Genomic DNA, 14,037 nt, shown 5'->3' with positions numbered 1-14,037 from the left:
TTTCAGATCACCAAGGCCGCCAGGATCAGGCCGATGCCGATCAGGGAAGCCAGCCAAACCAGCGACCGGACGACCGGCACGCCGAAGGCGTAGAGGAAGATGTAGACCGCCCGCGCCCCGACATAGAGCACCGCTCCATGGGCCGAGAGCATGCCGAGGCGTCCGCCCAGATAGGCGACCAGCACGGCGGCGGCGAAGAACGGGAAGGTCTCGCGGAAATTGGCGAAGGCGCGTTCCAGGCGCCCCGCCATTCCCGTCAGCACCACCGGCGTGTCGCGGGGGCCCACGTTCCACTTCAGGCCGCGCTGCGGCTGGGCGGCCGCGGCCGCCCAGAGCAGGTGGACCAGGCCGATCACGACGGCCCAGCCCAGCATCTGAAGTTCGAGGGCCATCCGCACGGCCTAGACCGCGCTCGGATAGTTCGGCGCTTCCCGGGTGATCATCACGTCGTGGACGTGGCTCTCACGCAGGCCGGCGCCGGTGATCCGCACGAAGCGGGCTCGACGCTGGAATTCGAGGATGTCGGGCGCGCCGACATAGCCCATGGCGGCTCGCAGGCCGCCGACCAGCTGGTGCAGCACCGGGGCGATCGGGCCCTTGAAAGGCGTTTGCCCTTCAATGCCTTCCGGCACCAGCTTGAAGCTGTCGGTGATGTCCTTCTGGAAGTAGCGGTCGGCCGAGCCGCGGGCCATGGCGCCCACCGAACCCATGCCGCGATAGCTCTTGTACGAGCGGCCCTGGTACAGGAACACCTCGCCGGGCGCCTCTTCGGTGCCGGCGAACATCGAGCCCATCATGGCGGTCGAGGCCCCGGCCGCGATGGCCTTGGCCAGGTCGCCCGAGTACTTGATGCCGCCGTCGGCGATCACCGGCGTGCCGCTGTCGCGGGCCGCGCGGACGGCTTCGGCGATGGCGGTCAGCTGGGGCACGCCCACACCGGCGACGATGCGGGTGGTGCAGATGCTGCCCGGACCGATGCCGACCTTCACCGCGTCGGCGCCGGCGTCGATCAGGGCGCGGGCGGCGTCGTAGGTGGCGATGTTGCCCGCCACGATCTGCACGCGGTTGGCTTCGCGCTTCAGGCGGGCGACCGCCTGGGCGACCTGGCTGGAGTGGCCGTGGGCGGTGTCGATGACGACGACGTCCACGCCGGCCTCCACCAAGCCCATCGAGCGCTCGAAGCCGGCGTCGCCGACGGTCGAGGCTGCGCCGACCAGCAACCGGCCCTTGTCGTCCTTGGCGGCCAGGGGGTGAGCCTGGGCCTTCTCGATGTCCTTGACGGTGATCAAGCCGACGGCGCGGTAGGCGTCGTCGACGACGATCAGGCGCTCGATCTTGTGCTTGCGCAGCAGCTCGCGCGCCTCGCGATGATCGATGCCTTCGGAGACCGTGATCAGGTTCTCGCGGGTCATCAGGGCCGAGGCCGGGACCTTGTCGTCGCCCTCGAACCGCATGTCGCGGTTGGTCAGGATGCCGACCAGCTTGCCGCTCTTGGCCTCGACCACGGGGAAGCCCGAGATCTTGCGCCGGGCCTTGATCTCGCGGATCTCTGCCAGGGTGGTTTCGGGATTGATGGTCAGCGGGTTGATGACCATGCCGCTTTCGTAGCGCTTCACTTCGCGCACGTGGTCGGCTTGCTCTTCCACCGTCAGGTTGCGGTGCAGGATGCCCATGCCGCCGGCCTGGGCCATGGCGATGGCGAGCCGGCTTTCGGTGACCGTGTCCATGGCGGCGGACACGAGCGGGATGTTCAGACTGATTTCACGCGTGAACTTGGTCTCGGTCGTCACCTGGGTGGGCATGACGTCTGACGGACCGGGTTCGAGCAAAACGTCGTCGAAGGTGAGCCCTTCGCGAATCTCCATTGGAGTCTCCATTTTGCGGCGCGGGTATAGCGTCGGGACGACGACCTGTCGACCCGCCCGACCGCAGAAATGGGACGAAAGTTCGCGAGCGCCAGGCGCCCTACTTCACCGGCTTGGCGCCGGGCGAGCCGCATTTGACGAACTTGCCCTTGGCGTCCTTGCACTGCTTGGGCTTGGCCGGCGCGGAAGCGGCCGCCGGGCATTTGATGAACTTGCCCTTGGAGTCGCGGCACTGCTTGTCGGCCAGGGCGGACGAGCCGAAAGCCGACAGGGCGAAGGCCAGGGCGACGGCGAGGCTGAAAGACTTGGACATCGGGCTACTCTCACGACTGCGCGTGACTGCGCGCCGCAGAGAACAGGCCCGCCGGCGCCGCCCGGCAATCGGTCGAACACCCTAGCCGGGCCTGGAGGGCTTACCGGCCCTTGAACCCGGTCGCGACCAGGAAGACCTCGGAGCTGTCGCTGCGACTGGCCTTGGGCTTGAAGTGCACGACCTTGTCGAAGTGCTTCTTCAGGCGGGCGATCACCTCGGCCGTCTCGCCGCCCTGGAAGGCCTTGGCCACGAAGGCGCCGCCGGGCTTGAGCACCTCGATGGCGAACTCGGCGCCGATCTCGATCAGGCCGACGATCCGCAGGTGGTCGGTCTCGCGATGGCCGACGGTGTTGGGGGCCATGTCCGACATCACCAGGTCGGGCGCGCCGCCCAGCAGCTCGATCAGCTTGGGCGGACAGGACGGGTCGGTGAAGTCCATCTCCAGGATGTGGGCCGGGGCCACCGGGTCGACAGGCAGCAGGTCGACGCCGACCAGCTGGGTCACGCCGCGCTCGACGGCGATCTGCAGCCAGCCGCCGGGCGCGCAGCCCAGGTCGATCACCCGCGCGTTCTTGCGGAAGAAATGGAACTTGTCGTCGATCTCGCTGATCTTGAACGCCGCGCGGCTGCGATAGCCCAGGGCGCGGGCCTTGGCCGAGAACGGGTCGTTGATCTGGCGCTCCAGCCAGGCCTGCTGGCTGGGCGTGCGGCCGAAGGCGGTCTTCAGGCGCGCCGGCTTGGCGCGGCCGCTTTCGTTGCCGCCGGCCGGCGGCTTGACCATGCGCTTGCGGGGAGGTTCGTCGTTCATGCGTTCACCGTCGAGGGGCGGGACGACCGACCGGCGCCGCCTCGCCGACGCCGGCGCGGCTTCTTCTGCTGATCGGACATCAAGGACATCAGGAGCCCCTCTCTAAGCCCCCTGTCGGCGACACGCACGCGCGAACACGGCCAAAGCTCCTGGACGGCCTGCAATATCGCCGCGCCGGCCAGCACCAGGTCGGCGCGATCGGCCCCGATGCAGGGCTCGAGGGCCCGCTCCCGCGCGGTCAGGGCCAGCAGCCGGTCGACCGCGGCCTCGCATTCCTGGCGCTGCATCCACAGGCCGTCGACGATGTTGCGGTCGTAGCGCGGCAGGCCCAGGTGCAGGCCGGCCAGGCTGGTGATGGCGCCCGAGGTGCCGACCATGTGGGCCCGGCCGCTCTCGAAAAGCCGTCGCATCGGCTCCGCGTGCGGGAAGGCTTCGATCCGCGCCTTGACCGCGTCGACCATGGCCCGGAACCAGCCCTCCTCCGCCCGCTCGCCCTCGGGGAAGCGCTCGGCCAGGGTGACCACGCCGATCGGGATCGACAGCCAGGCCTTGATCGGCAGCTTCCAGGTCGCGAACTGGCGGGGTTTGCTGTCCAGCCCCTCGCCCTTGAGGTCCACCCAGGACAGCTCGGTCGAGCCGCCCCCGACATCGACCACCAGGGCGGCCTCGGCGTCACGGTCGAACAGGCTCATGCAGCCCGCCACCGACAGCTGGGCTTCTTCCTTGGGCGTGATGATCTGCAGCCGCAGGCCCGTCTCCTCGGCGACCCGGCGCACGAAATCAGGACCATTGGCCGCGCCCCGGCAGGCCTGGGTGGCCACGGCCTTGACCCGCACCACCTTGCGGCGGCGGATCTTCTCGGCGCAGACCTTCAGGGCCGCCATCGAGCGGTCCATGGCCTCGTCGGACAACTGTCCTGTCTGGGAAAGTCCCTCGCCCAGCCGGACGATCCGGGAGTAGGCCTCGACGACGCGGAAGCCGCGCGGCGAAGGCGTGGCCACCAGCAGGCGGCAGTTGTTCGTACCCAGGTCGAGCGCCGCATAGCACGACTGCTCGCCTGGCGGCCGGCGCCGGCCCGAGCCCGAAGGCTGAGGCGCGCCGGGCGCTCGCGGCGCCTCCGACATGGTCGTTCCACCTTGTCTCGCAGGCGATTCGAGCCGAACCGCCTCACTTCGGGAGCGAGCATAGCGGCCGGATTCCCCCACCGGAAGGCCTCGCCTTGTTATCCGGCCACGGAACTCTACGTTCAGGTTCTAGTCAGGAGACTCGTGTAAACTGCGCGACATGAACCCGAGACTCGCCAAATTCGCGATCGGCCAGGTGGTCAAACATCGCATCTTCCCCTTCCGGGGCGTGGTGTTCGATGTCGACCCGGTGTTCGCCAACACCGAGGAATGGTGGAACTCCATTCCCGAGGACATCCGGCCGACCAAGGACCAGCCGTTCTACCACCTGCTGGCCGAGAACGACGACAACACCTACGTCGCCTACGTCTCCGAGCAGAACCTGCTGGCGGACGACACCGGCGAGCCCGTGGGCCACCCCCAGACGGCGGTGATCTTCGAGAGCTTCGACCACGGGGCGTACAAGCTGCGGCCGCGGATCTCGCACTAGGCGCGCCTAGCGGGAGATCGCGGCGGACCGTCGCCCCCGTCCTCGCCGAGCCAGCTTCTCCGGCAAGACCATCTTCAGCCATTGGAGGGTCTTGACCACCATGAGGAGCCCGGCCACCCACACGCCCGCGAACGCGTAGCTGACAATCTCGTCGTAGACGGAAACCCCGCTCTCCTTTCGGCTAAGCACCGCGACGATGCTCCAGTTCTTCAGGAGCGCCAGACTGCTGATCCAGGCGAATACGGCGGGCTTGTAGGTGGCGAAGAACTCGAAGGCGTTGACCTTCACGAAGATGCTGCCGAGGTAGTAGACGGCGCCGATATAGACCAAGATTTCGGCTGAGCCCTGAAGATGCTCGATCTTCCGCTCGCTCTCGGCGATCAGGTTCTGGCTGTCGAGCATCGACCTCTGACTGTCGACCATCACCGCCTGCCCCTTGGCGACCTCGGCCGTCAGTTCGGCGATCTTCCGACCGTTCTCCAGCTCGTTGGTGGTGTCGACCAGCGACAGCAGGGTCGTCGCCCGGGCCGACAGGCGCTCGACCCTGATCCCAACCCTGTCGATGGAATCGAACTCGCGGAATACGCGGCGCCGCACGAACTCGTCGTACGACTGGCAGCCCTCGATCTCTTCGATCTGCAGGTCCGTCAGCGCCTGCTTGTAGCTCTGCGCCATGAGGCGGGCCCGGTTGATCCGATAGCTAAGGCCGCCGGAAGCGTCCGATCCCAGGCTGTTCAAGGCCTGGAACAGGTCGTTGATCTGCTCGCGCGTGACCCTCACGCCCTGGGTCTGGTGGCGGTAGATCTCGTCCAATCGCCCGCCCAGGGTCCGCGCCCGATCGCCGGCCTGCTTGATGAGCCGGAGGTCCCTCAGCGCGGTCATGCGCATCGACGCCAAGTCGTGGATCCGGAAGACCAGTCGGCCGATCTGCCAGCGATTGAACGGCACGTCGACACGACTGCCGGGACGAAGACGGGTGGCCCCCAGTCCGTTGGTCATCAGCAGATACCGGACCACACCCGACGGCGCGCGGGACGGCGGCGCCCGTCGGCGCGCGATGCCGACGCCGAGGTCCCCGAAGGCCGACACGAAGATCGCCCGTCCGCGGATCAGCTTGCTCATCACGAATTCGACGTCGCTGGCCTCGGCGTGCGAGGCTTTGACGAACGGCCAGGCGCGGTGCAGCGCCTCGGCCGGTTCGGCGCCGTCGAAGCGCGGCACGACGTTGAGGAAGTCGTAGGGCAGCGGGTCCACGTCCTTCAGGCAGTGCAGGTTGTCCTCGTCGCCGATGTTCAGCACCACGCCGCGAACATCGACGAACCTCTGCCAGCCGCCCTCGGTGCGGGCGATGGTCTCGTCGACTTGCAGGTGCCTCAGGAACTCGTTCCAGAAGCCGTCGTACAGATAGTCGGCATGCCCGCGCAGAAGATCGAGGTTGTCCGGATCGGGCAGCATGGCCTTCAGGTCGGCGAAAGCGGCCTTCAGCCGATCAGCGGCCGGCTTCACCCAGCCTCCGGGCAAGGCGTACAGCTCGTCGCCCGGCGCCTTCGACAGATCGACGATGAAGGTGGCGCTGACCGTCTCGTTGTTGCGCGAGAACACCGCCCTGCCGATCAGGCCGCCGAACTCGAATTCGATCGGGATGAAGGGCTCCAGAGGATCGATGCCCTCTCCGTCGGCGAAGCGCTTGTGGCGTTCCGGCGGGATCCCCAGCAGGCGCTGAAAGCGATGGATAGCCTCGGTGATGTCTGCATAGGCGGTGCCCAGGGCGGCTTCGCCGTTGCGGATGTGCTCGGCCGCCGTCTCGCCCGAACTGGCCGGCAGGCGGTGCCAGAAGCCGATGTGCGCGGTGACGGCCGGCGCGCCGCAGGGCCTGGGCGCTCGCCGGTGGGACTGCCTCGCCGCCTCGACCAGCGGACTCTCGTATGGCATCGCGCTCCTCCCCCAAGGTTGCGTGCTACGGTGACGTTAGTCAGCTCTACCTCCGCGCGCAACGCCTTAGGCGACATCTTTCGTCTTCCAGCGTCGCCGGCCGCGCAAAACCCTTCTCGAAACACCGTTCTGAAGAGGCATGGTCGGAAGGTTTTACTCTCCGGCGCGGCCTAGACTGTCGTCATGGACGCTCTGCACATCCTGCCCGAACCCCCGCCCGGCGCGGCCGCCGGCTGGACCATCGATCAGGGATGGGAGGCCTATTCCCAGGCCGAGCACGACGTCTGGATCACCCTCTACGAGCGCCAGACCGCCCTGCTGCCCGGCAGGGCCTGCGACGAGTTCCTGCGCGGCCTGGACGCCCTGGACCTGCATCGCTCAGGCATCCCGGACTTCAAGCGGATCAACGAGGAACTCCAGCGCCTCACCGGCTGGAGCGTGGTGGCCGTGCCGGGCCTGGTGCCCGACGACGTGTTCTTCGACCACCTGGCCAACCGACGCTTCCCGGCCGGCCAGTTCATCCGCAAGCCGCACGAGTTGGACTACCTGCAGGAGCCCGACGTCTTCCACGACGTGTTCGGCCACGTGCCGATGCTTACCGACCCCACCTTCGCCGACTACATGCAGGCCTACGGCCAGGGCGGCCAGCGGGCCTTGGGGCTGGGACGGCTGACCAACCTGGCGCGGCTCTACTGGTACACGGTCGAGTTCGGCCTGATGGAGACGAAGGCCGGGCTGCGGATCTACGGCGCGGGCATCGTCTCCTCGCGCACGGAGTCGATCTTCGCCCTCGACGATCCCTCCCCCAACCGCATCGGCTTCGACCTGGAGCGGGTGATGCGCACACCCTACCGGATCGATGATTTCCAGCAGGTCTATTTCGTCATCCCCTCGATCCAGACCCTGCAGGAGGTGACCCTGCAAGACTTCGGGGCCCTCTACGGGCGCCTGGCCGGGGCCAGCGACCTGGGCATCGCCGAGATCGCCGGCCGCGATCGGGTGATCACCGCCGGCACCCAGGCCTATGCGAAGGCCGGCGGGCGGCTGGCCTCGGCGGCCGGCTGACCTTTCAGGCCGAACAGGATCCTCACCCCGGGAACCCGGCGGACGATCTCGTAGGTGGCGAAGCAGCCGGCGAAGGTCAGGACGATCAGTATCGCGGCCTCCAGCGGCTGGGGCAGGCCCAGCTTGGCCAGGTTGTGGGCCATCACCACGATCAGGGTCTGGTGGACCAGGTAGAACGGGAACACGCCGAGGGTCAGGTAGCGCAGGGCCGGTCCGCCGCGGTTCAGGTGCTTGGCGCCGAAGCCCAGGATGGCGACGATCGAGCACCAGGCGTCGAGCGGATGGACCAGGCGCATCGCCATCCGCAGGCCCTCGGGCGGGATCGGCGTGTCGTTGCGGTAGACGTAGGCGTAGCTGGCCCAGCCCAGATAGGCCGCGACCGCCAGGGCCAGGGCCGGCCAGCGCGCGGCGATCACCCTCCGGCGCAGCAGGTCCGACTTGGCCAAGCCGAAGCCCAGCAGGAAGGCCGAGCCCGACACGGCGTGGACATAGTGGTCGCCGACCAGGGCGTGGGTCTCGCCGAAACGCGGATAGAGGGTGGCGCGCAGCAGGCCCAGGAAGAGCACCGGCCACAGGATCAGGCCGGGTCCCCGCAGCACCGTCTCGGCCGCCGCCTGGATGTGCGCCCCCAGCCGGCGCCAGACCAGCAGCAGCCCGGCCAGCACCAGGGTGTAGAACAGCAGGTAGGCGACGAACCACATGTGGTTCCAGGTCGGGGTGATCAGGCAGCCGTCCGGGCTGCACCAGTGGCCCGAGGCGGTTATGTAGCGGACCCAGAAGTGGTCGACGGTCAGCGACGTCCCCGGATGGGCCGCGATGTACTCGACGACTTGGTAGTAGGACTGCGGCGGCACGATCACGGCCATGGCGAACAGCAGCGGCGGCAGCAGGCGCGCCACCCGCGCCCCGGTCAGCTTGCCGACCGAGACCTTGTCGGCCATGAACCGGGTGGCCGCGCCCGAGACCAGGAACAGCAGCGTCAGCCGCCAGGGATTGGTCAGGAACATGGCCAGTTCCAGCGCTTCCACCGGATGCGGCGACTTCACGTGCCAATCCCAGGGCACATAGAACATGCCGACGTGGTAGAGGATCAGCAGGAAGAACGCGCCGACCCGAATCCAGTCGAGGTCGTAGCGGCGATCGGGCATTGAGACAGTCGAAGACATGACTGGCGAAGACATGACGGGCGAAGGCATGACGAGGCGTCCGGCTTGAAAAACGATGCGAACGTCGTGACCCGGGCGGCCGCCGGCAGCCAAGGGCCCGGGGACGGGCGGCCGCCGGCAGGGACGAACGGAAAACCCACGGGGACCAGCGGCGCGCTTTTCGGGATGAGCGGCGAAGAGCGCCAGGGCGTCGCCCAGGCCTGGCTGCTGGGCGTGGGCCTCATCGCCTGCATCGCCGTGGTCAACGTCCTGACCCTCCGCCACGACGCGCCGCGCCTGGGAATCCTGGGGCCGGCGATCTGGGAGGGCAGCAGCGCCTTCGTCACCATGCTGATCTTCGCGATCCCCGCCGGGGTCGCGGTCTGGACGTTCCGCAAGAAGCCGCGCTGGTGGCGCGCCGCGCCGGTCCACCTGGCGGCGGTCGTGCTCTACTCGGTCCTCCACGTCAGCGGCTTCGTGGCCCTGCGCAAGCTGGCCTACCTGGCCTTCATGGGCGGTCCCTACCAGTTCGGGCCGCTGTCGACCGAGTTCCCCTACGAGTTCCGCAAGGACCTGATGGCCTACGGCCTGGCCTCGATCATCTATTCCCTGTCGCTCAGGCGTAGCGCCCGCGAGGCCGCCGACCACGCGCAGACGGCGGCGCCCGCGCCGACCTTCGACATCCGCGACGGCGCCCGGCTGGTGCGGGTGCCGGTGTCCGAGATCCTGGCGGTGCGTTCGGCGGGGAACTACGCCGAGTTCGTGCTCGCCGACGATCGGCGGCCGCTGATGCGGTCCTCGCTGAGCGCGCTCGAGGCCGACATGGCCCGGCACGGCTTCCTGCGGACCCATCGTTCGTGGCTGGTCAATCCGGCCCGCGTGACGGGCCTCCGGCCCGAGGGCTCGGGCGACTTCGCGATCGAGCTGGGCGCGGTGGAGGCGCCGCTGTCGCGCCGCTTCCCCCAGGCCCTGGCCGCCCTGCGCCGTTAATCCAGCATCAGGCCCATGACGATGTCGTCCTCGACATGGCCGTCGGGGTAGCGGCCGCGCCCGATCATCCGGCCTTCGATCCTGAAGCCGAGGCGCTCGTACAGCCTCTGGGCGCCGAGATTGCTCGCGCCGGTCCACAGCTCGATGCGGCCGACCGGCGGGGTCAGGGTCCGGGCCGTCTCGATCAGGACGCGGAACAGGGCCGAGCCGACGCCCCTGCCCTGCCAGTCCGGATCGACGGCCACGGTCAGGTCGGTCAGCACATGGGTGAAGATGCCCACCTTCATCCGCTCGACATGCAGTTCGCCGCAAACCCCGCCGCCGGCGTCGACCGCCACCAGATTGCCCCCGCCGTCGGCGGCCGTCGCCATGGCGTGGGCGACATAGTCGGCGGTCACCTCGTCCGGCCGGCGCGCCAGGCCGCCCGGCTGGGCCGCGACCTTGCGGTGCAGGGCCAGGATGGCCGGCGCGTCCTCGGGCCGCGCGGGCCGGACGGTGAAGTCGCTCATGGTCAGGCGGCTCGCTGGAACGGATAGAAGTCGCCGCCAAGGTCGAGGATCGCGGTCAGTTCGTCCAGCGCCTCGCGGCTTTCGACGATCAGCGCCGGATCGGCCAGGTCGGCGGGCGCCAGGCGGTTGCGGTAGCGGCGCCCGGCCCAGGCGTTCAGGCGGTCGTGCAGGCCCGCGTCGAAGCGCTGCCGCGGGTTCGTCGCCGCCAGCTCGGCGTCGGTCAGCACCACCCGCAGGCGCAGGCAGGCCGGGCCGCCGCCGTTGCGCATGCTCTGGCGGACGTCGACATACTCGACCCGTTCGATCGGGCCGTTCGAGCTGGCCAGACCTTGGGCGACCGCATGGGCGCGCGGGTTGTCCCGCGTCTCGCCCGGCGCCAGCAGCACCAGCCGGTCCTCGCCCGGCAGGACCAGGAGCTGGGAGTTGAAGAGATAGCTCTTCACCAGGTCGTCCATCGGCAGGTCGGCCTCGGAGACTACGACGAAGACCGGCTCGAACAGGCCGTCGGCCGCGCGGCGGATCCCGTCCTGCATCGCCGCGCCGTCCTCGAAGGCCCGCTCGTGGAACAGCAGGCACTCGCGCGTGCCGACGCAGACCACGTCGTTGTGGAACGCCCCGCCGTCGATGGCCGCCCGGCCCTGGCGGGCGAAGACGCCGCGCGCCGCGCCATGGCGGCGCTCGATGGCCTGGAACGCCTCCAGGGTCTGGCGGGCCGGATAGCGGCCTTCCCAGCGCTCGAACGCCTCGCGGCCCCAGACGAACAGGTTCACGCCCGGATCGCCGTGGTCGGCGCACAGCCGCACATGGTTGGCCGCGCCCTCGTCGGCGAAATGGGACTGGGCCGACAGCGGGTCGTGCACGGCGAACCGGGCCATGTCCGGGAACAGCCGGCGCAGGGCGCGGGCGGTCTGCGGCCCCTCCAGGCTGCGGTGCAGGTTGGTCAGCAGGTTGGCCGGGGTGAAATGCACGCGGCCGTCGGCGGTGTCGGCGCTGGGCGTGACCGTGGCGGCGTTGGCGGCCCACATCGGTGAGGCGGAACAGGCGGCGGCGGCCAGGGCCGGCGCATCCTTCCAGGCCTTACCCAGCACCTCGGCGTCGGTTCCGGCGAAGCCGATGGCCCGCAGCAGCGCCAGGTCCGGCCGCTCGTGCGGCGGCAGCACGAACTGCGGCACGCCCCAGTCGGCCAGCTTGCGCATCTTGGTCAGGCCCTCCAGCACCGCGGCGCGCGGGTTGGAGACCTCGCCGGCGTTGATCTGGCTGGCGATGTTGCCGGGCGACAGGCCGACATACGAGTGGGTGGGCCCGACCAGCCCGTCGCAATTGGCCTCGACCGCCCGCGCGCTCATTCGCGCAGGCCCTTGATGTCGCCCAGGGTATTGGCCACCGCTTGCGCCTCGAAACTGGCCACCGGATAGGCGCAGTAGTCGGCGGCGTAGTAGGCGCTGGGCCGGTGATTGCCCGAGCTGCCCAGGCCGCCGAACGGCATGGTACCTGCGGCGCCCGTGGTCGGCCGGTTCCAATTGACCACGCCAGCCCGGATGCGCTTGAGGAAGTGGTTCCAACGTCCTGTTTCGTTGGAGACAAGCCCGGCCGACAGCCCATAGCGCGTGGCGTTGGCGGCGGCGATCGCCTCGTCGAACGAGCCCACCCGGCGCACCTGCAGCAGCGGCGCGAACAGCTCCTCGTCCGGCACGGTCTGGCCCGTCACATCGAGCAGGCCCGGCGAGACGAACGCCCCGCTCAACCCTTCGACGGCGGTCATGGGGCGCACGGTTTGCCCGGGCATGGCCTTCGCGCCGGCCAGGGCCATGGCGGCGGCGCGGTCCGAGATCAGCGGCCCCATGAACGGCTCCTCGCGACCGTTCCAGGGGCCGACCGTCAGCCGCTCCGACAGGGCGGCCACGGCGTCGATCACCGCCCGGCCCGTCGCGTCGTCCGGCACGATCAGCCGGCGGGCGCACGAGCAGCGTTGGCCCGTGGTGATGTAGGCCGACTGCACCACCAGGGCCGCCACGGCCTCGGCGTCGCCCGCGTCCCAGACCACCAGCGGGTTGTTGCCGCCCAGCTCGAGCGCGAGGATCACGTCCGGACGGTCGGCGAAGTGGCGGCGGAAGAAGGCCCCAGCGGCGGCCGAGCCGGTGAACAACAGGCCGTCGATCTCCTGGTCGATCAGGGCCTGGCCCACCTCGCGACCGCCCTGCACCAGGTTGACGACGCCGGGCGGCGCGTCGGCCGCCTCCAGCGCCTCGACCAGAAGCTGGCCGGCCAGGGGCGTCTCTTCCGATGGCTTGAACACCACGGTGTCGCCCGCCAGCAGGGCCGGCACGATGTGGCCGTTGGGCAGGTGGCCGGGGAAGTTGAACGGGCCCAGCACGGCCATCACGCCGTGGGGGCGATGGCGCAGCACGGCGCGGCCGAACGCCATGTCGCTGGCGTGCTCGCCGGTGCGCTCGTCATAGGCCTTGATCGAGGCCTCGACCTTGCCGGCCATCGAGCCCAGCTCGGCCTTGGTCTCCCACAGCGCCTTGCCGGTCTCGCGGCTCAGGGCCTCGGCGAAAATCGCCGTGCGGGCCACCAGCACGTCCTTGTAGCGGCGCAGGACCGCGATCCGCTCCTCGCGCGGCAGGTCGGCCCAGGCCGGGAAGGCCTTGCGGGCCGCCGCGACCGCCGAAGCCACGTCGGCCGGACCCGCCGTCGCCTGGCGCCAGATCACCTCGCCGGTGGTGGGGTCGACCGAGGTCGCCTCGGAACCCGCGCCCGTCCGCCAGACGCCGTCGATGAACACGCCGCTCATGCCTTCACCCGCACCATTTCGCCATCCTTGACGCCCAGGGCCGCCGCGGCGTCCCGGCCGATGATCGCGCTCTCGCCGTCGACCAGCACCGGCGCGCGCACCGCCCGGAAGCGGGCCACCGCGCCCGAGCAGATCAGGGCCTCCTCGCCGTAGGCGTCCTCGCCCAGCCGGACCCGGAGCCGCCGGCCCTCGCGCACCGTCTTGATGTCGTCTCGTCGCGCCGCCACGGTCGGGCCGGCGTCGAAGATGTCGATCAGGCCCGAGAAGCGGAAGCCCTCGGTCTCCAGCATGGCCCGCGCCGCCTCGCCCTCGCGGTGCACCCGGCCGATGGTCTGGGACGCCACCTGGGGCAGCAGCTCGGCATAGATCGGATGGCGCGGGGCCAGGTCGAGGATGAACTGGCCGTCGGTCGAGGCGCTCATCATGTCGGCCTCGTCGAACTCCAGCCGGAAGAACTTGCTGGCCACGTGGTCCCAGAACGGACAGCTGCCGTCCTCGTCGAACCAGCCGCGCAGCTCGGCCAGCACCATCTCGGCGAAGCGCTGCGGCTCCAGGCCGATCAGCATGTAGCGCGACTGCGCCAGCAGCCTGCCCGCCCCGCCCTTGCGGCGCTCGGGCTTGAGGAACAGCGACCCCACCTCGGACCACCCGGCGCATTCGTTGACCAGCACCAGGGCCCGGTGGTCGAACCGCTTGTCCAGCGTGGGAGAAGATTGGGCCAGGGTCACGACGCGGAACGAGAAATGCGGGCGCTTCAGCCCCACCCCGGCCTTGACCCCGGCCACGCCGACGATGTCCCCGGCCTCCAGGTCCTCGAGCATCAGGGTGTACCAGGCCTCGGGCGCGGCGACTTCGGAGTGGAAGCTCTTCTGCGACAGCTCCAGGCGGGCCCGCAGGGTGACCTCGTCTTCCGGCAGGCTGGTGAAGCCGCGGCCCGACAGGACGGCCAGCTCCATCAGGCTGTCGAAATCGGCGGGCAGCGCGGGACGGACGACAAGCATG

14 protein-coding genes are annotated in these 14,037 nt (G+C 69.6%); 3 read left to right on the top strand and 11 right to left on the bottom strand.

Features of this window, described 5'->3' with window-relative positions:
• Positions 1 to 2: 2 nt before the first annotated feature.
• The 5 genes from WAE60_RS13300 to WAE60_RS13280 form a co-directional block, all read right to left on the bottom strand.
• The gene (locus WAE60_RS13300) at positions 3 to 398 is read right to left on the bottom strand and encodes an MAPEG family protein (RefSeq protein ID WP_337686964.1); all 396 of its coding nucleotides are present in this window, start codon (positions 396 to 398) and stop codon (positions 3 to 5) included.
• A gap of 3 nt (positions 399 to 401) precedes the next feature.
• Positions 402 to 1,865 (bottom strand): IMP dehydrogenase, encoded by a 1,464-nt coding sequence (gene guaB / locus WAE60_RS13295; protein WP_029914732.1) that lies wholly within the window; start codon positions 1,863 to 1,865, stop codon positions 402 to 404.
• 100 nt (positions 1,866 to 1,965) lie between these two features.
• Positions 1,966 to 2,178 (bottom strand): hypothetical protein, encoded by a 213-nt coding sequence (locus tag WAE60_RS13290; RefSeq protein ID WP_029914733.1) that lies wholly within the window; start codon positions 2,176 to 2,178, stop codon positions 1,966 to 1,968.
• Between the two features lie 100 nt (positions 2,179 to 2,278).
• Positions 2,279 to 2,986: an RlmE family RNA methyltransferase gene (locus WAE60_RS13285; RefSeq protein WP_029914734.1), complete on the bottom strand. Its 708-nt coding sequence runs from the start codon at positions 2,984 to 2,986 to the stop codon at positions 2,279 to 2,281.
• Positions 2,983 to 4,110 carry a Ppx/GppA phosphatase family protein gene (locus tag WAE60_RS13280; protein ID WP_337686962.1) on the bottom strand — a complete coding sequence of 376 codons (1,128 nt, stop codon included), beginning with the start codon at positions 4,108 to 4,110 and terminating at the stop codon, positions 2,983 to 2,985. The genes WAE60_RS13285 and WAE60_RS13280 overlap by 4 nt, the downstream gene beginning before the upstream one ends.
• Positions 4,111 to 4,270: 160 nt before the next feature.
• Between WAE60_RS13280 and hspQ the strand changes: the two genes are divergently transcribed.
• Positions 4,271 to 4,600 (top strand): heat shock protein HspQ, encoded by a 330-nt coding sequence (gene hspQ / locus WAE60_RS13275; RefSeq protein ID WP_029914740.1) that lies wholly within the window; start codon positions 4,271 to 4,273, stop codon positions 4,598 to 4,600.
• Positions 4,601 to 4,606: 6 nt separating this feature from the next.
• Here hspQ and WAE60_RS13270 read toward each other — a convergent pair whose 3' ends face one another.
• Positions 4,607 to 6,532 carry a DUF3422 family protein gene (locus tag WAE60_RS13270; RefSeq protein ID WP_337686960.1) on the bottom strand — a complete coding sequence of 642 codons (1,926 nt, stop codon included), beginning with the start codon at positions 6,530 to 6,532 and terminating at the stop codon, positions 4,607 to 4,609.
• 183 nt (positions 6,533 to 6,715) lie between these two features.
• Here WAE60_RS13270 and phhA point away from each other — a divergent pair, with 183 nt between their 5' ends.
• Positions 6,716 to 7,597 (top strand): phenylalanine 4-monooxygenase, encoded by an 882-nt coding sequence (gene phhA, locus WAE60_RS13265; RefSeq protein WP_337686958.1) that lies wholly within the window; start codon positions 6,716 to 6,718, stop codon positions 7,595 to 7,597.
• Here the strand turns inward: phhA and WAE60_RS13260 are convergent.
• A complete protein-coding gene (locus WAE60_RS13260; protein ID WP_337686957.1) occupies positions 7,555 to 8,745 on the bottom strand; it encodes an acyltransferase family protein in 1,191 nt (396 codons plus the stop codon). The genes phhA and WAE60_RS13260 overlap by 43 nt on opposite strands.
• A gap of 183 nt (positions 8,746 to 8,928) precedes the next feature.
• On the opposite strand from WAE60_RS13260, the gene WAE60_RS13255 reads away from it, so the two are divergent.
• Positions 8,929 to 9,732, top strand: a complete 804-nt coding sequence (locus tag WAE60_RS13255; protein ID WP_337686955.1) for a LytTR family DNA-binding domain-containing protein — start codon at positions 8,929 to 8,931, stop codon at positions 9,730 to 9,732.
• On the opposite strand, the gene WAE60_RS13250 is transcribed toward WAE60_RS13255, so the two are convergent.
• The 4 genes from WAE60_RS13250 to WAE60_RS13235 are packed head-to-tail and all read right to left on the bottom strand — an operon-like array spanning position 9,729 to position 14,036.
• Complete coding sequence (locus WAE60_RS13250) at positions 9,729 to 10,241, bottom strand: GNAT family N-acetyltransferase (protein WP_337686954.1); 513 nt, start codon at positions 10,239 to 10,241, stop codon at positions 9,729 to 9,731. The two genes, WAE60_RS13255 and WAE60_RS13250, sit on opposite strands and share 4 nt — an antisense overlap.
• 2 nt (positions 10,242 to 10,243) lie before the next feature.
• The gene (gene astB / locus WAE60_RS13245) at positions 10,244 to 11,587 is read right to left on the bottom strand and encodes an N-succinylarginine dihydrolase (RefSeq protein ID WP_337686953.1); all 1,344 of its coding nucleotides are present in this window, start codon (positions 11,585 to 11,587) and stop codon (positions 10,244 to 10,246) included.
• Positions 11,584 to 13,035, bottom strand: a complete 1,452-nt coding sequence (gene astD / locus WAE60_RS13240; RefSeq protein WP_337686952.1) for a succinylglutamate-semialdehyde dehydrogenase — start codon at positions 13,033 to 13,035, stop codon at positions 11,584 to 11,586. Before astD ends, astB begins: the two co-directional genes overlap by 4 nt.
• Positions 13,032 to 14,036: an arginine N-succinyltransferase gene (locus WAE60_RS13235; RefSeq protein WP_029914756.1), complete on the bottom strand. Its 1,005-nt coding sequence runs from the start codon at positions 14,034 to 14,036 to the stop codon at positions 13,032 to 13,034. The genes astD and WAE60_RS13235 overlap by 4 nt, the downstream gene beginning before the upstream one ends.
• Between the last annotated feature and the right edge of the window lies 1 nt (position 14,037).

Source organism: Caulobacter sp. CCG-8 (genome assembly GCF_037402475.1).
Classification (GTDB): Bacteria; Pseudomonadota; Alphaproteobacteria; order Caulobacterales; family Caulobacteraceae; genus Caulobacter.
Note: the sequence above shows the minus strand (reverse complement) of the source record. Positions and strands in the feature narration are given on the sequence as shown.